Annotated in this window: 22 protein-coding genes; 6 read left to right on the top strand and 16 right to left on the bottom strand. The window is 40.7% G+C overall.

The window, feature by feature from the left end:
* Positions 1-83: 83 nt before the first annotated feature.
* Both mraZ and CKV74_RS05890 read right to left on the bottom strand, forming a co-directional pair.
* Positions 84-542 carry a division/cell wall cluster transcriptional repressor MraZ gene (mraZ, locus tag CKV74_RS05895; protein ID WP_095176862.1) on the bottom strand — a complete coding sequence of 153 codons (459 nt, stop codon included), beginning with the start codon at positions 540-542 and terminating at the stop codon, positions 84-86.
* Positions 543-742: 200 nt separating this feature from the next.
* A complete protein-coding gene (locus tag CKV74_RS05890) occupies positions 743-2,341 on the bottom strand; it encodes a carbon starvation CstA family protein (protein WP_095176861.1) in 1,599 nt (532 codons plus the stop codon).
* 188 nt (positions 2,342-2,529) lie between these two features.
* On the opposite strand from CKV74_RS05890, the gene CKV74_RS05885 reads away from it, so the two are divergent.
* Positions 2,530-2,763, top strand: coding sequence for a zinc ribbon domain-containing protein (locus CKV74_RS05885; protein ID WP_007242982.1), 234 nt, complete (start codon positions 2,530-2,532; stop codon positions 2,761-2,763).
* Between the two features lie 93 nt (positions 2,764-2,856).
* Here CKV74_RS05885 and CKV74_RS05880 read toward each other — a convergent pair whose 3' ends face one another.
* From CKV74_RS05880 to lpcA, 7 genes are all read right to left on the bottom strand, one after another.
* A complete protein-coding gene (locus CKV74_RS05880; protein ID WP_095176860.1) occupies positions 2,857-3,567 on the bottom strand; it encodes an SIR2 family NAD-dependent protein deacylase in 711 nt (236 codons plus the stop codon).
* 118 nt (positions 3,568-3,685) lie between these two features.
* Entirely contained in the window at positions 3,686-4,369 is a 684-nt protein-coding gene (gene artM / locus CKV74_RS05875) for an arginine ABC transporter permease ArtM (RefSeq protein ID WP_007243026.1), read from the bottom strand.
* The gene (artQ, locus tag CKV74_RS05870) at positions 4,369-5,040 is read right to left on the bottom strand and encodes an arginine ABC transporter permease ArtQ (protein ID WP_039847877.1); all 672 of its coding nucleotides are present in this window, start codon (positions 5,038-5,040) and stop codon (positions 4,369-4,371) included. Before artQ ends, artM begins: the two co-directional genes overlap by 1 nt.
* Positions 5,041-5,043: 3 nt before the next feature.
* A complete protein-coding gene (locus CKV74_RS05865) occupies positions 5,044-5,763 on the bottom strand; it encodes a lysine/arginine/ornithine ABC transporter substrate-binding protein (RefSeq protein ID WP_007243057.1) in 720 nt (239 codons plus the stop codon).
* 46 nt (positions 5,764-5,809) lie between these two features.
* Complete coding sequence (locus CKV74_RS05860; RefSeq protein WP_007242970.1) at positions 5,810-6,532, bottom strand: transporter substrate-binding domain-containing protein; 723 nt, start codon at positions 6,530-6,532, stop codon at positions 5,810-5,812.
* A 31-nt stretch (positions 6,533-6,563) separates the two neighbouring features.
* Positions 6,564-7,295 (bottom strand): arginine ABC transporter ATP-binding protein ArtP, encoded by a 732-nt coding sequence (artP, locus tag CKV74_RS05855; protein ID WP_007242880.1) that lies wholly within the window; start codon positions 7,293-7,295, stop codon positions 6,564-6,566.
* Between the two features lie 127 nt (positions 7,296-7,422).
* Positions 7,423-8,007 carry a D-sedoheptulose 7-phosphate isomerase gene (gene lpcA / locus CKV74_RS05850; RefSeq protein WP_007242866.1) on the bottom strand — a complete coding sequence of 195 codons (585 nt, stop codon included), beginning with the start codon at positions 8,005-8,007 and terminating at the stop codon, positions 7,423-7,425.
* 172 nt (positions 8,008-8,179) lie between these two features.
* Between lpcA and CKV74_RS05845 the strand changes: the two genes are divergently transcribed.
* Positions 8,180-8,998 (top strand): DNA ligase, encoded by an 819-nt coding sequence (locus tag CKV74_RS05845; protein WP_007243082.1) that lies wholly within the window; start codon positions 8,180-8,182, stop codon positions 8,996-8,998.
* Positions 8,999-9,043: 45 nt separating this feature from the next.
* Here the strand turns inward: CKV74_RS05845 and cpdA are convergent, their stop codons facing one another.
* The 5 genes from cpdA to CKV74_RS05820 all read right to left on the bottom strand — a co-directional run bounded on the left by cpdA (position 9,044) and on the right by CKV74_RS05820 (position 13,615).
* A complete protein-coding gene (cpdA, locus tag CKV74_RS05840) occupies positions 9,044-9,871 on the bottom strand; it encodes a 3',5'-cyclic-AMP phosphodiesterase (protein ID WP_007242833.1) in 828 nt (275 codons plus the stop codon).
* Positions 9,872-9,884: 13 nt separating this feature from the next.
* Positions 9,885-10,508, bottom strand: a complete 624-nt coding sequence (gene nudF, locus CKV74_RS05835) for an ADP-ribose diphosphatase (RefSeq protein ID WP_039847876.1) — start codon at positions 10,506-10,508, stop codon at positions 9,885-9,887.
* A 159-nt stretch (positions 10,509-10,667) separates the two neighbouring features.
* The gene (gene xseA, locus CKV74_RS05830) at positions 10,668-11,993 is read right to left on the bottom strand and encodes an exodeoxyribonuclease VII large subunit (RefSeq protein WP_007243021.1); all 1,326 of its coding nucleotides are present in this window, start codon (positions 11,991-11,993) and stop codon (positions 10,668-10,670) included.
* The gene (locus CKV74_RS05825; RefSeq protein ID WP_007242812.1) at positions 11,993-13,192 is read right to left on the bottom strand and encodes a ribosomal protein uL16 3-hydroxylase; all 1,200 of its coding nucleotides are present in this window, start codon (positions 13,190-13,192) and stop codon (positions 11,993-11,995) included. The genes xseA and CKV74_RS05825 overlap by 1 nt, the downstream gene beginning before the upstream one ends.
* Positions 13,193-13,309: 117 nt before the next feature.
* Positions 13,310-13,615, bottom strand: coding sequence for an RnfH family protein (locus CKV74_RS05820; protein ID WP_007243015.1), 306 nt, complete (start codon positions 13,613-13,615; stop codon positions 13,310-13,312).
* A gap of 64 nt (positions 13,616-13,679) precedes the next feature.
* Here CKV74_RS05820 and CKV74_RS05815 point away from each other — a divergent pair, with 64 nt between their 5' ends.
* Positions 13,680-14,096 (top strand): EamA family transporter, encoded by a 417-nt coding sequence (locus CKV74_RS05815; RefSeq protein WP_007242978.1) that lies wholly within the window; start codon positions 13,680-13,682, stop codon positions 14,094-14,096.
* Positions 14,097-14,141: 45 nt separating this feature from the next.
* On the opposite strand, the gene ddc is transcribed toward CKV74_RS05815, so the two are convergent.
* Together ddc and CKV74_RS05805 are read right to left on the bottom strand one after the other, a co-directional pair.
* Positions 14,142-15,677, bottom strand: coding sequence for an L-2,4-diaminobutyrate decarboxylase (ddc, locus tag CKV74_RS05810; protein ID WP_039847889.1), 1,536 nt, complete (start codon positions 15,675-15,677; stop codon positions 14,142-14,144).
* Between the two features lie 98 nt (positions 15,678-15,775).
* Positions 15,776-17,140 carry a diaminobutyrate--2-oxoglutarate transaminase gene (locus CKV74_RS05805; protein WP_095176859.1) on the bottom strand — a complete coding sequence of 455 codons (1,365 nt, stop codon included), beginning with the start codon at positions 17,138-17,140 and terminating at the stop codon, positions 15,776-15,778.
* 394 nt (positions 17,141-17,534) lie between these two features.
* Between CKV74_RS05805 and pth the strand changes: the two genes are divergently transcribed.
* The 3 genes from pth to ychF are packed head-to-tail and all read left to right on the top strand — an operon-like array spanning position 17,535 to position 19,829.
* Positions 17,535-18,119, top strand: a complete 585-nt coding sequence (gene pth, locus CKV74_RS05800; protein ID WP_039847875.1) for an aminoacyl-tRNA hydrolase — start codon at positions 17,535-17,537, stop codon at positions 18,117-18,119.
* A gap of 9 nt (positions 18,120-18,128) precedes the next feature.
* A complete protein-coding gene (locus CKV74_RS05795) occupies positions 18,129-18,716 on the top strand; it encodes a hypothetical protein (RefSeq protein WP_095176858.1) in 588 nt (195 codons plus the stop codon).
* A 21-nt stretch (positions 18,717-18,737) separates the two neighbouring features.
* On the top strand, positions 18,738-19,829 hold the full coding sequence (ychF, locus tag CKV74_RS05790) for a redox-regulated ATPase YchF (RefSeq protein WP_007242919.1): 1,092 nt from the start codon (positions 18,738-18,740) through the stop codon (positions 19,827-19,829).
* Positions 19,830-19,856 lie beyond the last annotated feature (27 nt).

Raw genomic sequence — 19,856 nt, 5'->3', positions numbered from 1 at the left:
TTCAAAAATGAAATCGTTAATTATTAAATAGATAGGGCGGTATACACCGCCTATCCTGCTAGTGCTGCTGTTCTTATATCGTTTTATAGTGACAGCATTTTTAATTCTTCTGATGTCGCAAAATCGCTTCCGGCGCCAATTGCAATATCTTCATCAATTTGTGCGAGCCATTCTGATTCGCTCCAAATTTCAAATTTATTTAGTTGCCCTACCAACATCAATGCCTTTTCTAATTTTGCGTGATTGCGTAATGGACCGCTTAATAAAATTCGTCCTTGAGCATCCATCTCACATTCTGTGGCATAGCCCAACATTACACGTTGCAAACGGCGTTGATTAGGATCAAAGTTAGAAAGAGAAAGTAGTTTTTCTTCAATTTTTTCCCATTCATCTAATGGATAAAGCAATAAACAAGGTTGACGAATATCGACTGTACAAACCATTTGCCCTTGGTTTTTTTCTAAAATTTCGCTGCGATAGCGCGTAGGAATTGCTACCCGCCCTTTAGCATCTAAATTAATTGCTGCCGCACCACGAAACATTTTACTTACCAATGAAAACAAATTTAATTTGGTTTTGGGGAAAATTCACCACAAAAAACCACTTCTCACCACTTTGGCGAAAGTTTATCGGTTATACAGTAAAGTTGCAAGTTATTCACCAAAAAAGATTGCTAAATTCTTTAGGCATAAAAAAACCGCTCAAGCCTAGGCTTAAGCGGTTTTTAAATTATTTCAAGGAATTATTTGGAATCCGCATATTGTTTCGTATTATCAACATAGGCTTCTTCATCACGATCACCCAATGGTTTCAATAAAGTGAAGAAAAGAACCAAGCAGAGAGCAGTCAAACCGAAGCCAATATATACAGATAATTGATAGTCTAAACCAAAACCGATTTTATTGTATGCAAGGTAGGTAAAACATACAGTGCTAATAAATGCTGCAGGGATAGTACATACCCAGTGGAATTTATTATAGCGATATAAGTATGCTGCTGCAGTCCATAACATAACCATTGCAGTAGTTTGGTTCGCCCAAGTGAAGTAACGCCATAAGATAGAGAAATCCACTTTTGATACGATATAACCAACCACGAATAATGGCACAGCAATAATTAAACGTTTAGCTAAGGTTTTTTGTTCTAAATGGAAAAATTCTGCAATAACAAGGCGTGCTGCACGGAATGCTGTATCGCCTGATGTAATAGGAAGAACAACCACACCTAACACTGCAAAAATACCACCAACAAGACCTAAGAAGTGGATAGAAGAGTCATAAACCACTTTAGAAGGAGAACCTGCTTTAATTGCCGCTAATAAATCTGGTAAAGAATCATAGAAACTTAAACCAACCGCACACCATACTAATGCAATTACACCTTCACCGATCATCGCACCGTAGAAAATGAAGCGAGCTTCTTTTTCGTTTTCAGTACAACGCGCCATTAACGGGCTTTGTGTTGCATGAAAACCAGATAATGCACCACAAGAGATTGTTAAGAACAAGAGTGGCCATAATGGTAAATCTGCACGGGTTTCAAAGTTTTGGAAGAATTTCTCAAAAGACATACCGTCCACAGAACGATAGAAAGAAATTGGATCTGCTGAGCTAAGATCTGCACTTACTAAACCATATACCATACCTACAGACATAAAGAGTAATAATGCACCGAAGAATGGGTAGATACGACCGATGATTTTATCAACCGGAAGTAATGTCGCAAGAATATAGTAAATGAAGATGATACCAGTCCAAACACTGATCACAGTCGCTTTATCCATACCCCAAACGGTAATACCACCTGCTTCAGCTACTTGATGGATTTCTTCTGCATTGCTAATAGAAATGCTACCTGATGCGGCACCGAACACATCCATTGTAATCGTACCCATTAATTGAGCTGGACTTGCAACGAATACCACTCCCACTAATAATAAAAGTACAACCGCTAAGATGTTAATAAATGCTTTAACCGGACGACCTAAATATTTACCTGCTAGGTTAGGCATAGATGCACCGCCATTACGCACACTTAGCATTCCGCAGAAATAGTCATGTACTGCACCGGCAAAAATACAGCCAATAACAATCCAAAGCATCGCCACCGGACCATAAAGCGCACCCATGATCGGACCAAAAATAGGGCCGGTTCCCGCGATATTTAACAACTGAATTAACCAAATCTTGGTTTTAGACATCGGCATATAATCCACACCATCATTCATGGTGTAAGCCGGAGTCACGCGATTTGGATTAACCACGAAAATCTTTTCAATCACTCTGCTATAGCCGAAATAGCCCAACAATAGCATTGCGACGCAAAAGAAAAACCACAGCATAAAAAGCTCCTCAAAAAATAACAAAAAACGCCGCCAAGCCGTATGCCGAGCGAACTAGGCGCATTCTATGTTAAATTTTCTTAAAGCCAAAATTTAATTTATCCAACTTAGTTATTTTGTGATCTTAATCACATTTGCCAATTCTATTTTTTGACTTAAAATGGCGACTTTTATCAATTAAGGATCCTATGTCGCTTATCCGTTGCCCAGAGTGCCGCAAAAAAATCAGCTCCACAGCAAAACAATGTCCGCATTGTGGTTTTCTATTTGATGAAGCCAACCTTGAAGCCTACAAACAAAAGCTGGAACAGCGCCGTGCCCAAAATGCCGAAATCAACCGTCAATCAGTCAAGATCCATCTAACTTGGGGGATAATCTTCAGCCTGGTTATCGCCATTGCCGGCTGGTGGGTCAATCGCTAAAACGCCCCTAAGAAATACAAAGTTTTTGCAAAAATACAAACTAAGCTATTGATTTTATTAGATATATATTAAAAACGCATGTAATCATTCATCTTATTGCGAATATCCATAAGCGTGAATTTTTCCCAACAGCTCGGCCACTATTTTAGGCACCCCCTCACCCGCTTTTTCTCTGATTGCAATAACTTGCTTACGAACAAAGCCTGTATTGGGATTTGGATCGATCAAGTAAATCGGAGCTTTTCTTGGGGCTTCATTAACTAAGCCATTAGCAGGATACACTTGCAAAGAAGTACCAATTACCAATACCACATCTGCTTGTTCTACGATATCCACTGCACGCTCTAACATTGGCACCATTTCACCGAAAAAAACAATATATGGACGCATAGGATGCCCATTTGGATCTTTATCTTCCAATTTCTGATCGCCAAAACAATCTACGATATAGCTTTCATCAAAACTACTGCGGGCTTTATTCAATTCTCCATGTAAATGTAAAACATTTGAGCTTCCCGCCCGTTCATGTAAATCATCTACATTTTGCGTGATGATTCTCACATCATAGTTTTTTTCTAACTCAACTAAAGCGAGATGGGCAGCATTTGGCTTAGCTGCTGCTGCATTTTTACGGCGTTGATTATAGAAATCTAGCACTTTCGCACGGTTCTTTTGCAAGGCTTCAGGCGTACAAACTTCTTCTACTTTATGTCCTGCCCACAATCCATCTTCCGCTCTAAAAGTAGGAATACCACTTTCAGCACTGATACCAGCCCCAGTTAAAACAACACAAATTGGCTTCATATGCTCCTCCTTAGTACTCTGGCATTATAGGTCTGATAAATATAAAAGAAGTCAATTTCGAATAAAAAAATCGGACAATCTTTAAATTGTCCGATTTTTTTCTAAGTTTAAAGGTGTTTTATACTTTTGCGCTGTCGATACGTTCGAATGACAACAATTTGTTTTCTAATTGACGCAATAACAGTGTAGCAATACCGGTAATAATCAAATAAATACCACCAGCAATGCCGTAAATGGTTAGGGCATCATATTCTGTACCATAAAGTTGGCGGGCATATCCCATAATATCCATGATAGTGATGGTCGAAGCTAATGCCGTACCTTTAAATACCAAGATAATCTCATTGGTATAGGAAGGTAGCGCGCGTTTTAATGCATAAGGAATTAAAATTTTTAAGGTTTGCATACGGCTTAAACCTAACGCAGCGCAGCTTTCCCACTGGCCTTTAGAGATCGCTTTTACTGCGCCATGGAATAATTGGGTTGAATACGCTGCACTATTCAATGCTAAAGCTAATGCAGCACAGAACCAAGCATTAGAGAACACACCCCAAAATGGGCTATCCACCAGCCATTTGAATTGTCCTGGTCCTGCATAAATTAAGAAAAATTGTACTAAAAGTGGGGTACCCGTAAATAAAACAAGGTATAAATTGACAGCTCCTTTCACCCACTTATTGCCGATAGAAAGCAGGAAAGTTAGTGCTAATGCCAAGAAAAACGCAATAAAAAGCGCTACTACTGTTAGTAATAAACTTGTCGGGATGCCCTGAGCAATCACTTCTAAATACTCTTGGAACATTATTCGGCTCCCCGTTCAAATTTAGTAAAACGTACTTCCAATTGACGAATTCCAGCTTGGCTTACTAAAGTAATCAGTAAATAAATCAATGCGACAATGCCGTACCAAGTAAAGGGCTCATGAGTATTGGTATTGATATAGCCCGCTTGGCGCATTAAATCATCCACACCAATTAATGAAACCAATGCAGTATCTTTTAACAACACCAACCATTGATTACTCAATCCTGGTAAAGCGTGTCTCCATACTTGTGGCATAATCAAGTGAATGAAAGTGTAAGGGCGACTTAGGCCTAAAGCTGCGCCGGATTCCCATTGGCCTTTTGGAATTGCCTGAATGGCTCCACGCAAGGTCTGCGAGGCATAAGAGGCAAAAATCAAAGATAATGCAAATACACCACAACCAAAAGCGCTGAATTCGATATACTCGCCTGTCAGTATTTCTACTATTTGGGTTGAGCCAAAATAAATCAGTAGAACCACTAAAATTTCCGGTAAACCACGCAATAAAGCAATAGCAATAGAAGCTGGTTTTGCAATAAACACATATTTATTCGCTTCTAAGGCGGTAAAAATAATACTGAGCAATAAACCGACAATTAACGAGCAAATAGCAAGCCCTAAGGTCATTAGGGCTGCATGTCCAATTAATGTAAGATAATCATAAAACATAGATTATTTTGTCATCCATTTATCGTAGATTTTTTGGTATTCGCCATTGGCTTTCACGGTTTCTAAACCTTTATTCAAGCTTTCGAGCAACTCTTTGCTTGATTTATTCACAGCAATACCTAAGCCATTACCAAAATATTGCTTATTGGTCACTTTATCACCTACAAACTGAATTTCCGCTTCTTTTGAAATCATATCGGCTAATACCGCGGTATCCCCAAAGATGATATCAATACGACCATTTTTTAAGTCCAAAATCGCATCTTGCAGGCTTGCGTAGGATTTCGCATTATATTGTTTGGTTTCTGCAGCAGTATATTGTTGGAAGGTTGTTCCGTTTTGAACACCAACCGTTTTTGCTGAAGCTAAATCCGCTTTTCCTTTTAACGCAACATAACTTGCAGAACTATCATAATATGCATTAGAAAATGCTACTTGTTTTGCACGAGCTTCAGTAATATCAATAGCAGAAATTGCAGCATCGAAGCGTTTAGATTTTAGACTTGGAATCAATGCATCAAAAGCTTGGCTTTTGAAATGACAGGTCGCTTGAATTTCCTTACAAATAGCATTCGCTACATCCACATCAAAACCAACAATTTCACCCTTTTCATTGGTTGTTTCGAATGGAGGGTAGCTCGGCTCCATCGCAAAAGTGATTTCTTGTGCATTCACAGCAAAAGCGGAGCTCATCAACACCGCGCTTAAAAGTAATTTTTTCATAAAATTTGTCCTTATTCAGTCTATAAGTTATTGTTAAATAAAAGGATTACTTTATTGTCATCCATTTATCGTAAATTTTTTGGTATTCCCCACTAGCTTTTACTTCAGCTAGACCTTTGTTGATCTTATCCCGTAACTCACCTGAGGATTTATTAAATGCGATACCTAACCCAGTGCCAAAATATTCTTTATTCGTTACTTTATCGTCAACAAAATGAATATTCGGCTCATCCTTTATCAAATAGGCTAATACCGCAGTATCACCAAAAATGATATCAACTCGACCATTTTTCAAATCAAGCAAAGCATCATTTAAATTAATATAAGATTTTGATTCATATTGTTTGGTTTCATTAGCCGTATATTGCTGAAAAGTTGTACCGGTTTGCACACCGATTACTTTAGCCGTAGCTAAATCATATTTTCCTTTTAAAGCAATATAACTGGCCGAACTATCGTAATAAGAATCGGAAAACAACACATGTTTTGCTCGAGCTTCGGTAATATCAATCGCGGACATCGCTGCATCAAAATGTTTAAGTTTTAATCCCGGAATCAACGTATCAAAATTTTGACTCTTAAAATGGCAAGTCTCTTGAATTTTTTGGCAAATCGCATTGGCCAAATCAATTTCAAAACCGACTAATTCATTTTTTTCATTAGTTAATTCAAAAGGTGGGTAGCTTGGCTCGGTTGCAAACATAATATCCTTAGCATTTGCCGCTAAAGTTATCCCCATCATTACCGTGGTTAATAATAATTTTTTCATGTTGTGCCTTCCTATATATTATTTAATTAATTTAATGTGAAAGGTATTGTTTAAATTGTTCGGTTTGAGGATGTTCAAAGCATTCCGATCCGCCCATTTCAACAATTTTGCCTTGTTCCATATAAACCACTTTATTTGCCACTTTCTGTGCCACATTTACTTCATGGGTCACAATAACCTGAGTAATTCCGGTTTGTTGCAACTCTTGAATAATATCAACAACTTGAGCCGTGATTTCCGGATCCAGCGCTGCGGTCGGTTCATCAAATAACAAAACTTGCGGTTTCATCATTAAAGCTCGCGCAATCGCTACCCGTTGTTGTTGTCCACCAGACAAATGCAGTGGGAAACGCTCCGCATGTTCTTCTAAACGTAACCTTTTCAATAATTCCAATGCTTCTTTTTTAGCGTCCTCATCGGAAATACCTAATACTTTTTTAGGCGCTTCAATCAAATTTTCCAATACCGTTAAATGGGGCCACAGATTATATTGTTGGAAAACCATTCCAACATCCTGACGTAATTGACGAACAGCCTTTGGATTAGACGTAGTATTAGATAAATCAAAGTGATTATTAGCAATTGCCAACTCACCCGATTGTGGGACTTCTAATAAGTTAAAAGTTCGAATTAGAGTACTTTTACCTGCACCGCTCGGCCCCAATAACACGACGGTATCACCTTCTTGTGCATCCAAGTTGATATCGAACAATGCCTGCTTATTGCCATAGAAGAAATTTAAATTTTTTACACTAATTGCCATTAGAAAAACTACCCAAATAGAAACACTGAATAAATATTAATGTTTAATGATTATTTATGCAATAGGGAAAATAAAAAAATCCCAAATTCATTGGGATTTTTTCTAAAAAGTAAAATCAATGTGCTATCTATGCAGATTTCGCCATCTCAAATTCAATCAACATCATCAAAATATGAATCACTTTAATATGGATCTCTTGAGTACGATCCGCATAACGAAAATGTGGCACTCGAATTTCAACATCTGCTAAACCTGCCATTTTACCGCCATCTTTACCGGTCATAGCAATTACTTTCATGCCTTTTGCTTTTGCGGCTTCAATTGCATTTAATACGTTTTTAGAGTTTCCTGAAGTGGACAAACCAAACAAAACATCTCCTGGTTTTCCAACCGCCTCGATATAACGTGAGAATACATAATCATAACCGAAATCATTACTCACACAGCTTAAATGACTCACATCAGAAATTGCAATCGCCGGATAGCCTGGACGATTTTCACGATAGCGCCCTGTCAACTCTTCAGCAAAGTGCATCGCATCACAATGGGAACCACCGTTACCACAAGAAAGTACTTTTCCGCCATTTTTAAAACTATCGGAAATTAATAACGCGGCCTGCTCAATCAATTTGATATTGTTATCATCATTGATAAATGTTTCCAAAAGCTTATGCGCTTCAACAAGCTCCGCCTTAATTTGATCGAAATACATCGTTTTCTCCTTTGGGTAATTTAACGGGCGCATTGTATAGTCGGCTACTCTAATAATCCAGTTTTCTTCACTAATTTCATAAAATCTGTGATCCCTTAGGCAAAAAAAGTCATTTCATTCTCAAAATACAAACCTTTTTCCTATGCTTTACAGCAATCAAAAGGAGAACATTATGCAAATCAGATTATTTTTACTTGGCGGCCTTATCGCACTTTCATCCCCCTTTGTTCAAGCTCAAAATCCGGAGTTAATGTTACTTGGCACCTATCAAAATCAAAATGTAGAAGGCTGGTTAATGTCAGAAAAGCTTGATGGTGTAAGAGGATATTGGACCGGTGATGAGTTAATCAGCCGACAAGGCCAACGCCTTAGTCCACCAGCCTACTTTACGGCACAATTTCCTCCCTTTGCCATTGATGGAGAACTATGGAGTGGACGAAACCAATTTGAAAAAATTGCATCAATTACTAAATCCTTTAAGGGTGATGGCTGGGAACAACTTAAATTACAGGTTTTTGATGTTCCCGATGCCCCCGGTAATCTGCCAAACAGACTACAAAAATTACGGGATTACTTAGCCGATAATCCCTCACCTTACATCGAAATCATTGAACAAATTCCAATTAAAGATTACAGCCACCTACAAGCATTTCTAAAAGAAGTGGAAAACAAAGGTGGGGAAGGTGTCGTTGTGAGAAATCCGGAAGCACCTTATGAACGCAAGCGAAGTCAACAAATTCTAAAACTCAAACCCACTTATGATGAAGAATGTACTGTTATCGCCCATCATCCAGGAAGGGGGCAATTTGCCAATGTACTAGGCTCAATTACCTGTGAGAATCAACGGGGAACATTTAAAATTGGTTCTGGCTTTAATCTTCAGGAAAGAACCAATCCACCGCCTATTGGTAGTCGTATTACCTACAAATATCGAGGCTTAACCGCTAACGGTAAACCCCGTTTTGCAACATACTGGCGAAGCGCTCAATAATGCAAAAAAGAAAGGGGATTTTATCAATCCCCTTATCTCCCAATCTTATTCATATCCATCTTCACGCATATTTGGTAAAAACACCGCATCTTGGATACGTTTCACACGCGTTTCAATGTGGCCGTCATTATACAGTTCAATTTCCCGCCAACCCGGTTGCAATGTATCTAGGGAGAAATGATTGCTATCCGGTTTAAACTGAATACAGGTCGATGGCGTCGCCATCACCCGATAATCAAACCACATATCATCTACTGCTTGATGAATATGTCCATACATAATCGCTTTCACATTTTTAAAGGGTGAAAGCACATCTAATAAATCCTGCGAGTTTCTTAAGTTATGCTGATCAAGCCAGGCTGAATTTGTTGGCAATAGATGATGATGTAACACAATCAATGAGAAACGACTTGGATTTTGCGCTAACTTTGCCCCAATCCAATCTAACTGATACTGACTTAATTCACCATGTGGCACACCGGAAACTTGACTATCTAAAAGTAGAATTTGCCAATTATCACCGATTAATAAATGTTTAAGTCGATTAATCGGGTGATGATTTAAAAATTCCACCATTTTAGGTTGAAAATCATGATTCCCCGGAATCCAAAACAGCGGTTTATCTAAACCGGATGTCATTTCCACAAAAAGTCGGTAGCCTTCATCGGAGCTATCCTGCACTAAATCACCGGTAGCCAAAATCAACTCATAATCAAAATCGCTTGCCTGAATCTCCGTTAATACCTGGGCAAAACTTGCCTGAGTATTTATCCCCAATAAATCTTTATTCGTATCCTTGAACAAATGCGGATCAGTAATTTGTAGCAGTCTCACCACAGGCTTGTCTGTTTGATATACAAACGAACTCAACATAGAGACCTCCCCCTTACAGCCATTGTTGCTGTAATTGAGCATAATTCAATTGAAGCCATTGCAATCCCATCACTGCAATGCTGTTATCAATTTTCCCTTCGCACATCCATTGATACGCCTGCTCACGTTTTATTACGTGAACACGAATGTCTTCATGTTCTTCAGCCAGTCCGTGAATTCCTTTCGCCTGAGAACTATCCACCTGCCCTACAAACAAATGAATCCGTTCCAATACGCCCCCCGGACTATCCCATACACTCAGGCAGTGGGCTAAATTGCGAACCTCTACACCTGCTTCCTCTTGGCTTTCTCGTAAAGCCACTTCTTCCGGTTGTTCACCTTTTTCAACCATCCCGGCAATAAGCTCTAGTAACCAAGGTGAGTGTTCTGAATCGGCTTGATAAGCACCGATACGCACCTGTTCTACCAATACCACTGTATCCGCTTGCGGGTCATAAGCAATCACTGCGGATGCAGCACCTTTCACCAATAATTCGCGGGTTACGACTCCACTTTCGCCACCGGCAAAAAGTTTATGTTTAAACTGCACTTTTTTAAGCGTGAAAAAGCCTTTGTAAACGGTCTCCTCATTCAAAATTTCAATATCACGCTGACTAAACTGTTGAATCTCAGACATCATAAATCTCCCAATATTGCGGTCGCATAATACCGCTAAAGAGGCCCAAAAAAATCGTAAAGTCCCGTTTTTTATTGAAATTTTGAACTTGGTCACAAAAAAAATAAAACCCATGATGCTTTATTACGCATCATGGATTTTCTCACCAAACGACCATATCTAAGGTTCACACACCCGACTAATAATTTCGCCATCCGCCAAACGTGTCTTAATGATTTCGCCTATTTCCACCTGCTTGCTACTTACAATTGCCCGGCCTTGTGTATCCTCAGCAATAGAATAACCGCGAGCCAATACTTTTAATGGGCTTAAACTATCTAATTTGCCACATAATGCCGCTAACCTGTTTTGACGCTCCGTCAATTGACGATTGCCTGCAAGATTTAACCGCACCTGTAACTGCGCTAAATATTGTGATTGTTTTTGTAGTCGATAAGGCAGCGGACTTTGGGTTAAACGAGCACCAAGCACGGTCAGTTGTTGCCGGGAACTTTCCAGTTGGCGCTGCATTGCAAGTATTAAACGATGATTAAGCTGTTCGGTTCTGGCATTTTGTATTGCCAACTGATTTTGCGGATGTTGATTTTGCAGGCGTAAACGCAACTGCTGCAAACGCTGTTGGTGATGACTAAAAATACGATCTAAAGCCATTTCCAAGCGTTGCTGCTTATATGCTAACTGCTGTAACAATTCCTGTTGATTACGACTAACAAGCTCCGCTGCTGCCGAAGGTGTCGGCGCGCGCAGATCCGCTACAAAATCCGCAATAGTCACGTCAGTTTCATGTCCGACCGCACTAACAATCGGCAAATTGGAACGAAAAATAGCACGGGCAACATCTTCTTCATTAAAACACCAAAGGTCTTCCAATGAACCGCCGCCACGCCCCACGATTAATACATCCACCTCTTGGCGGGCATTTGCCAGCTCAATCATTTGCACGATTTCAGCCGTCGCCTCTTTCCCTTGAACGGCGGTTGGATAGATCACAACTTTTAAGCTTGGATCTCGGCGCGCTAAAATATGCAGAATATCCTGTAATGCTGCTCCGGTAGAAGACGTAACAATACCTACTGCTTTAGCAAAGTGCGGTAAACTTTTCTTCAAATTTTGTGCAAACAGCCCTTCTGCCGCCAATTTCATTTTTAGCGCTTCAAATTGCTGTTGCAACAAGCCTTCCCCCGCAGGGTGCATGGATTCGATAATCAGTTGATAATCGCCGCGTGGTTCATACAGACTGACATTCGCCCGCACTAACACCTGCATACCATTTTGCGGACGAAATCCCACCCGCAAATTTTTCATACGGAACATCGCGCCACGCACTTGGGCATTCTCATCTTTTAAGGTCAAATACCAATGTCCCGACACTGGTTGAGTGAAATTGGAAATTTCACCGGTGAGCCAAATCTGTGAAAAATTCCCTTCCAGCATTTGCCGAGCTGCGCTGTTTAATTGGGAAACGGAGTAAATGTTTTCAGACATTATTCAATCAACACCCAACCGTCATCTAACCAGTTACAAATCGAATCGAGCAATAATTCCATCGTGCTTTCAGGATCTTCCGTATCATTCACCAGTTCTTCAAGGAAGGCCCAATCAAGCGCTTCACCGTCCGCAAGACGTTTTAGCACTTCGGCTTCAATCACATTTACCTCATCCAACCATTCGCCATTAGCATAAATGCGGAGCGGATTTTCGGTGTAAAGCAATTTGCAGTTATTGTCCTGCATTAACACACCTTGTTCCTCTTCTAAAATTGACCGCACTTCGTCAGGATCAGACATTTCATCGGACAGTAACATTTCATAACGGCGTGAACTGACTGTGCCGGCCACCGCTTGCTTGAATAGCTTATCAAAGGCTTCTGACTCGGCCAATTTCGCTAAAAATTGTTTTTTCATCGCCTGAATATTTTCATCTGCCAATTTGCCCGTGCTCTGCTCCGCTTGCGTTAAGCGCAACGGCAATTGGAATTCGCTTAAATTTAACTCGGGATCCTGATGGCAAAATGCCTTATTCACATGCTCGAAAATGTCCGCTAAATTCGGATAACGCAAGCCAAAAGAAAAGGTTAAACAATCATCTTCTGCCACCCCGTAATGCGCCATGCGTGCCGGAATATAAAGAATATCGCCAGGATTCATCACCTCATCGATGACCAATTCCCCCATATCGTCAAAAATACGAATCGGTTGATTCGGTTTAAATTCCGTGGAGGAATCACACCATTTGCCTAATTGCCAGCGACGGTGACCATAACCTTGCACCAAGAACACATCATATTCATCATAATGTTTACCGACCGAGCCTCCCTTAGGTGCATAGGACACCATAATATCGTCACGCTGCCATTGTGGAATAAACCCAAACTTATTCCAAAGCAGCCCCAATTCCGTACTCCATTGCTCTAGGTTTTGTACCAATACCGACCATTTTTCCGGCACATCCGCAAAATCCTCTGCCGATAAAGGGCTGAAAAATACCTTCCAATTATCCTCTGAAAAGGTTTTCACTAAACGGGCCGTCACCTCTTCACCTTGCGCCAATTCGATAATGTCGTCCGGCTCAAATTGACCGACAATTTCCGGCAAACCATTGCGAATAATTAACGGCTTTTTCTGCCAATAGTCGCGTAGAAACACTTCGGGGGTAAGATCTTTTGGCAGGCAATATGAAGTCATGGTTAACTCCTTGATAACAAATGAAAAAATGGATAAATTTTTATTTTTAAAGCAACCCTAATAAAATCAATGACTTAGCATCGGTTTTTAGCAAAACTTTGATTTTCATAGGGGCGTTTAGAGGGACTTTTCCTTCGCAGCTTTCGCTTGCTCGGTAGCTCGTTTACGACGAATTTCCTTCGGATCCGCCAGTAGTGGTCGATAAATCTCAACGCGATCGCCATCCTTCAAGGGATCGGTCAACTTGGCCGGGCGCGCATAAATGCCGACTTTATTCTGGCGTAAATCAATTTCGCTGAATTGACTCAAAATACCCGATTGTAAAATCGCTGTTTGTAGCATTGTGCCTTCTTCCACCTGAAAGGACTTTAAGTAATAACGATCCGGCAGCGCATAGGCAATTTGAATATGGATTTGGCTCATGATTGGTTTAGCATCAAAAAAATTTGGCGTATTATACACGCCTTAACCGAAAAAGGAGAAAACCATGAATTGGCTCGTATTTGCCGCCGGCTCGGCATTTTTTGCTGGACTCACCGCCATTCTCGGCAAACTAGGTGTGGAAGGCATTAATAGCAACCTTGCTACCTTTATCCGCACTATTGTGATTCTCTTCGTGACTGCCGGCATCATTAGCGCCCGCAATGAATGGCAATTGCCACAACATATAGCGGCAAAACCACTCACCTTTTTAATTCTTTCTGGTGTTGCTACGGGTCTATCTTGGCTTTGCTATTATCGCGCGTTACAAATGGCACCCGCCTCTTGGGTTGCGCCCATTGATAAACTCAGTGTGGTCATTGCCATTATTTTAGGCGTAGTTTTATTAGGCGAACCTTTAAGTATGAAATTAATCATGGGAAGCTTATTAATCTTAAGTGGAGTTCTAATACTTATACTATAAAAAAGAAAAGACCGTTTAAATCGGCCTTTTCCTCCTATAAAAGAACTAGTCAATCGGTGGTACGTAGGTGCCGTTTGCAATCGCATCTTTAATGCGGTTTGCTTCAGCTAAGACTTGCGCCAACAATGCTTTTACGTTTTCAAGCGTAGCAATCGGGCTTAATGTCGTCATTTTCAGCGATTGTTTATCGCCAACTTTAGTAACACCAATATTCGCTTCACCACGAGCAAAGAGTTCATCCGCCACATTTTGGTTTAAGGCATCTAAAAATTCTGCTGGATAGCCTTTTGGCACGACTCGGAATAGCACTGATGCGAACTGCGTTGGCACGAGCATTTCTAACTCTTCGGCTTCATTGATATAACCTTCTACTTCTTTAGTCAATTTAACACCATGGTCAATCATTGAAGCGTAGAGTTCTTCGCCTAATGCTTCCACGGTAAACCATAATTTTAAGGCATCAAAACGACGTGTTGTTTGTAGAGATTTTGCCACTAAGTTTGGTACGCCGTGCTCTTCATCATATTCTGAATTGAGGTAATCTGCTTTGTAGTCGATAAAGCGATAGTTCGCTTGATCTTTAAGCAAGAATGCCCCACAAGAAATGGTTTGGAAGAAGTGCTTATGAAAATCAAGTGTAATCGAATCCGTTAGCTCAATGCCATCTAAGAAATGACGGAATTCTTGAGAAAGCAATAACGCACCGCCCCAAGCGGCATCAACGTGTAACCATGCTTGGTATTTATCAGCCAGTTTGCGAATCGCTTTTAGATCATCAATCGCACCTGCATCGGTGGTACCTGCCGTCGCCACGATACAAGCAACTATCTTACCTTCTGCTTTTAATTGCGCCAAAGTTTGTTCAAGCGCATTGACATCCATTTGTGCATTGGCATTCGATGGCACGGTAACCACAGATTGGAAGCCCATTCCCATCATCGCCATATTTTTTTGCACAGAAAAATGCGCATTCTCTGAACAAATAACTTTGACTTTCTTCATCGCATCAACTGGAATACCATCGCGTTGCGCCGACCATTCTGAGCCATCTTCATTTTTCCAGTGATTCGCAATCGCCCAATCGCGTGCTAATAATACGCCCATTAAGTTAGACTGCGTACCGCCCGAGGTAAACACCCCAGAAGTGCCTTGCCCATAGCCTACTTTTTGGCGTAACCAATCAATCAAATGCTCTTCCATAATTGAACCAGCCGGGCTTTGATCCCAAGAGTCCATAGATTGGTTTGTGGCATTGATTAACACTTCTGCAATTTGGCTAGTGACCATCGTTGGGCAATGTAAATGTGCCAATGAATGGGGGTGATGTACTTTTAAACTTGGATTTAAGAAAATTTCAACGAGGTGATCCAGCGCATTTTCTACGCCTACGCCAGCTTGGCTTGGTTTGAATCCATCAATCAAAGTACGCATTTGTTTGATTGAGCCACCCGTGTACATTTTGTCGTTTTTCAACCAATTTGAAACCGCTTGCACGGCTTTATTCATCGCATTTTCATAGTCTTTAATCGACTGCTCATTGCGACAAAAAAGGGATTGTTTATGTTGTTTAAGATCTGACATAGCCATTCTTTCCTAAAAAATTCCCCTCTTTGACAAAGAGGGGGGGAACACAAGCAGTCAAATTTCGCAAAACATTTGCAAAATCTGACCGATCTTGATTAACCACGTACGGCTTTTAATGCATCTACAACAGATTGTTTAAAGCGTTTAATAAACTCTTCACATTCTGCTTGATTGATGTTTACCGCACAAAGTACACGCACAACGTTACCGCCACGTCCGCCACGCTCTAACAATAATTTATTATTAAAGCAGGCTTTTTGGATAGCGACCGCAAGTTCGCCATCTTGTGGGTATGCGCCTGTGGCATCTTTGGCTTGACGTTCATCAACAATATCAATCCCCATCATTAAGCCTTTACCACGCACGTTACCGATACATGGATATTCTTTGCTTAATTCGCGTAATGCATTGGTTAAGTACTCGCCACGTTCTTTAGCATTTTGCGCTAAGTTTTCATTACGCATGATTTTTAGTGAAGCATAACCTGTTGCCATTGCTAATTGGTTACCACGGAAAGTACCGGTATGGCCTGCTGGTTGCCAAGCATCAAATTCTTTTTTGATTGCAAGCACGGCTAATGGCAAGCTACCGCCTACCGCTTTTGACATCACAACGATATCTGGTTGAATGCCTGCATGTTCAAACGCAAACATTTTACCTGAACGACAGAATCCCGCTTGTACTTCATCTACGATCATTAAAATGCCATGTTTTTGGGTTACTTCACGGACTTTTTGTAAGAAGCTAATTGGCGCTGGCACAACACCACCTTCGCCTTGAATTGCTTCTAAAATTACCGCAGCTGGTTTTACCACACCGCTTTCAACATCTTCAATAAAGTGTTCAAAGTAATGTTCAACTGCTTTTGCACCCGCTTCGCCACCAATGCCAAATGGACAACGGTATTCGTGCGGATAAGGTAAGAATTGCACGCCTGGCATTAAGTTTTGCACAGCACTTTTCGCACTTAAGTTACCCGTTAGTGATAATGCACCATGAGTCATACCATGGAAACCGCCAGAGAACGCGATCACGTTACCACGACCAGTATAAGTTTTCGCTAATTTAATTGCCGCTTCATTTGCATCTGCGCCTGATGGGCCAGTGAATTGTAAAATGTATTCATCTTTCGGGAAGAACGACAATAATTCTTCAGTGAATGCATCTTTTAATGGGGTGGTTAAATCCAGTGTGTGTAAAGGCAAACCGCTATCTAACACATCACGAATCGCCTGCATTAACACAGGGTGATTATGCCCTAATGCTAAAGTGCCAGCACCGGCTAAGAAATCAAGGTATTTGTTGCCTTCAACGTCAGTAACCCAGCAACCTTCTGCTTTTTCATAAGCAAACGGTAATTTACGCGGATAGCTACGAACGTTTGATTCCATTGCATCTTGGCGATCTAAAAAGTGTTTATTGGAAGCAAGAATTGCTTTTACAGGAGTGGTAATTGTCATTGATTAAAACCTTCTAAAAGAGGTGAAAAAAATAAGTCGGGTGCCTTGCGGGAAGCCTAAACTTTCTGTTTCTAAAAAACAGACGCCATGGGGCATTTGACTCGCTACTTATTAAAAAAAGCGTTTCAGCTTTTTTGTTTTTACCCTAATTGCCCAAAGAGGTTGGCTAGGTTGGAAACACATCTTAAATATGGGTCATATTTAAAACGTTGCCGAATTTTACATTTCTTTTACAAAAAAGAAAGCCAAACGTTTAAATAGCATAAATTTTATTAACTCGTCGGGTTTCATCAAGTACAACCTAACTCAAAATATGGGTTCTTTACTGCGATGATTGAGAAATTAGCCCTTTTTCGCTACAATACGCCTCCATTTTTTTACAAATCTACGCGACATGTCAGAAATTAAACTCATCGTGGGGTTGGGAAACCCTGGCGATAAATATGCGGAAACCCGCCACAACGCAGGTGAATGGTTGATTGAGCGTTTAGCTCGTCGCTTTAATGTTTCGCTCAACGCAGAAAATAAATTCTTCGGCTATGTGGGAAAAACGTTGATTAACGGTAAAGAAGTGCGTTTTTTAGTGCCGACCACCTTTATGAATTTAAGCGGTAAAGCCGTTGGGGCGCTGGCTAATTTTTATCGCATTAAACCTGAAGAGATTTTAGTCTTGCACGATGAACTCGATTTACCACCCGGCACCGTCAAACTCAAACAAGGCGGCGGACATGGCGGTCACAATGGTTTAAAAGATATCGTGGCACAGCTTGCTAACAGTAACAATTTCTATCGCGTACGCATTGGCATTGGCCACCCTGGACACCGTGATTTAGTTTCCGGTTTTGTCCTTAACAAACCCGCTCCCGCAGAAAGAGAAGCGCTCGACAAAGCTTTAGACGAAGCGACAGATTGTATCGAATTGCTGTTTAAAGAAGGTATGGTAAAAGCCACTAATCGATTAAATTCATTTAAAATTTAGGATTATATAGTGAAAAAAAATCTATTCTTTTTGATTTCTGCTATGATCGTGCTCTCAGGTTGTTCTGCAAAAGCTGTTCTAGTCAAGAACAGCGTTGATTATGATCCTAAAACAGATGCCCGTATTCGAATTTACAATTCAGCAGCACAAAAAGGGACAAAAATATTTAAAGGAAAAACTTGTCAAGACTATTCAGATAACAAGGTATATGCCAATCGTTTTTATAATGGATTGCCAAGAAAAACATTGAAAAATACAACGATAGGGATTCCACTCACAGCTACAAGTATTGAAAGACTAAATCGCTCTAGTTATAACGATGTCATTTATTTTAGCGAAGAAATCCTTACCGCAAACACTCCTGTAGTAATCAACGGTAACCACTTTACGACGGGCTATGGACCTGGATACTATGAAAGTTGCCAAATTGTAGGGGAATTCACTCCAGAGGCAGGAAAAGATTACGAACTTCGCTATGGTGAAACAAATAATCATTGCAGATTGTATATTTATGAATTAATTCCAGAAACCTCAAATGAGGATTCTAGAATTCAAGCTAAATACGGTAAAGACATACCATATAAAAAATGCAACTAATCAAACAAATAGGAAAACATAATGGGATTCAAATGTGGTATCGTCGGCCTACCCAACGTCGGCAAATCAACTCTTTTTAATGCTTTAACCAAAGCCGGTATCGAAGCGGCTAACTATCCATTCTGTACCATCGAACCAAATACCGGTGTGGTGCCTATGCCGGATCCGCGTTTAGATGCCTTAGCGGAAATCGTTAAGCCGGAACGCGTCTTACCTACCACCATGGAATTCGTCGATATTGCAGGTTTGGTGGCGGGAGCCAGTAAAGGCGAAGGTTTGGGCAATAAATTCTTAGCTAATATCCGCGAAACCGATGCTATCGGCCATGTAGTGCGTTGCTTTGAAAATGACGACATCGTGCATGTTGCAGGTAAAATCGATCCATTAAATGATATCGAAACCATCAATACCGAATTAGCCCTAGCCGACCTAGACAGCTGTGAGCGCGCCATTCAACGTTTGCAAAAACGTGCTAAAGGTGGCGATAAAGATGCAAAATTTGAGCTTTCGGTGATGGAAAAAATCCTTCCGGTACTTTCCGAAGCAGGTATGATCCGTTCTGTGGCATTGGATAAAGATGAATTATTAGCCATCAAAAGCTATAACTTCCTAACTTTAAAACCGACCATGTATATCGCGAACGTGAATGAAGATGGCTTTGAAAATAACCCATATTTAGACAAAGTGCGCGAATATGCAGAAAAAGAAGGTTCCGTTGTGGTGCCTGTATGTGCGGCGATTGAAGCAGAAATTGCTGAGCTTGACGATGATGAAAAAATCGAATTCTTGCAGGATCTTGGCATTGAAGAACCGGGTTTAAACCGTGTTATCCGCGCAGGTTATGCGTTATTAAATCTTCAAACCTACTTTACTGCCGGCGTGAAAGAAGTGCGTGCATGGACAGTTTCTGTTGGCGCAACCGCCCCTAAAGCTGCCGCTGTAATCCACACAGACTTTGAAAAAGGCTTCATCCGCGCAGAAGTGATTGCTTACGATGACTTCATCCAATTCAAAGGTGAAAATGGTGCTAAAGAAGCCGGTAAATGGCGTTTGGAAGGTAAAGACTACATCGTCCAAGATGGTGATGTAATGCACTTCCGATTCAACGTCTAAAATCTCTCCCGACCGCATTTCGATGCG

It is taken from the genome of Haemophilus pittmaniae, assembly GCF_900186995.1.
Lineage (GTDB): Bacteria > Pseudomonadota > Gammaproteobacteria > Enterobacterales > Pasteurellaceae > Haemophilus_D > Haemophilus_D pittmaniae.
Note: the sequence above shows the minus strand (reverse complement) of the source record. Positions and strands in the feature narration are given on the sequence as shown.

Bases quoted from the DNA above. Each gene is read 5' to 3' on its own strand.
- mraZ (WP_095176862.1), bottom strand. From the start codon at position 542: ATGTTTCGTGGTGCGGCAGCAATTAATTTAGATGCTAAAGGGCGGGTA.
- CKV74_RS05890 (WP_095176861.1), bottom strand. From the start codon at position 2,341: ATGCTGTGGTTTTTCTTTTGCGTCGCAATGCTATTGTTGGGCTATTTC.
- CKV74_RS05885 (WP_007242982.1), top strand. From the start codon at position 2,530: ATGTCGCTTATCCGTTGCCCAGAGTGCCGCAAAAAAATCAGCTCCACA.
- CKV74_RS05880 (WP_095176860.1), bottom strand. From the start codon at position 3,567: ATGAAGCCAATTTGTGTTGTTTTAACTGGGGCTGGTATCAGTGCTGAA.
- artM (WP_007243026.1), bottom strand. From the start codon at position 4,369: ATGTTCCAAGAGTATTTAGAAGTGATTGCTCAGGGCATCCCGACAAGT.
- artQ (WP_039847877.1), bottom strand. From the start codon at position 5,040: ATGTTTTATGATTATCTTACATTAATTGGACATGCAGCCCTAATGACC.
- CKV74_RS05865 (WP_007243057.1), bottom strand. From the start codon at position 5,763: ATGAAAAAATTACTTTTAAGCGCGGTGTTGATGAGCTCCGCTTTTGCT.
- CKV74_RS05860 (WP_007242970.1), bottom strand. From the start codon at position 6,532: ATGAAAAAATTATTATTAACCACGGTAATGATGGGGATAACTTTAGCG.
- artP (WP_007242880.1), bottom strand. From the start codon at position 7,295: ATGGCAATTAGTGTAAAAAATTTAAATTTCTTCTATGGCAATAAGCAG.
- lpcA (WP_007242866.1), bottom strand. From the start codon at position 8,007: ATGTATTTCGATCAAATTAAGGCGGAGCTTGTTGAAGCGCATAAGCTT.
- CKV74_RS05845 (WP_007243082.1), top strand. From the start codon at position 8,180: ATGCAAATCAGATTATTTTTACTTGGCGGCCTTATCGCACTTTCATCC.
- cpdA (WP_007242833.1), bottom strand. From the start codon at position 9,871: ATGTTGAGTTCGTTTGTATATCAAACAGACAAGCCTGTGGTGAGACTG.
- nudF (WP_039847876.1), bottom strand. From the start codon at position 10,508: ATGTCTGAGATTCAACAGTTTAGTCAGCGTGATATTGAAATTTTGAAT.
- xseA (WP_007243021.1), bottom strand. From the start codon at position 11,993: ATGTCTGAAAACATTTACTCCGTTTCCCAATTAAACAGCGCAGCTCGG.
- CKV74_RS05825 (WP_007242812.1), bottom strand. From the start codon at position 13,192: ATGACTTCATATTGCCTGCCAAAAGATCTTACCCCCGAAGTGTTTCTA.
- CKV74_RS05820 (WP_007243015.1), bottom strand. From the start codon at position 13,615: ATGAGCCAAATCCATATTCAAATTGCCTATGCGCTGCCGGATCGTTAT.
- CKV74_RS05815 (WP_007242978.1), top strand. From the start codon at position 13,680: ATGAATTGGCTCGTATTTGCCGCCGGCTCGGCATTTTTTGCTGGACTC.
- ddc (WP_039847889.1), bottom strand. From the start codon at position 15,677: ATGTCAGATCTTAAACAACATAAACAATCCCTTTTTTGTCGCAATGAG.
- CKV74_RS05805 (WP_095176859.1), bottom strand. From the start codon at position 17,140: ATGACAATTACCACTCCTGTAAAAGCAATTCTTGCTTCCAATAAACAC.
- pth (WP_039847875.1), top strand. From the start codon at position 17,535: ATGTCAGAAATTAAACTCATCGTGGGGTTGGGAAACCCTGGCGATAAA.
- ychF (WP_007242919.1), top strand. From the start codon at position 18,738: ATGGGATTCAAATGTGGTATCGTCGGCCTACCCAACGTCGGCAAATCA.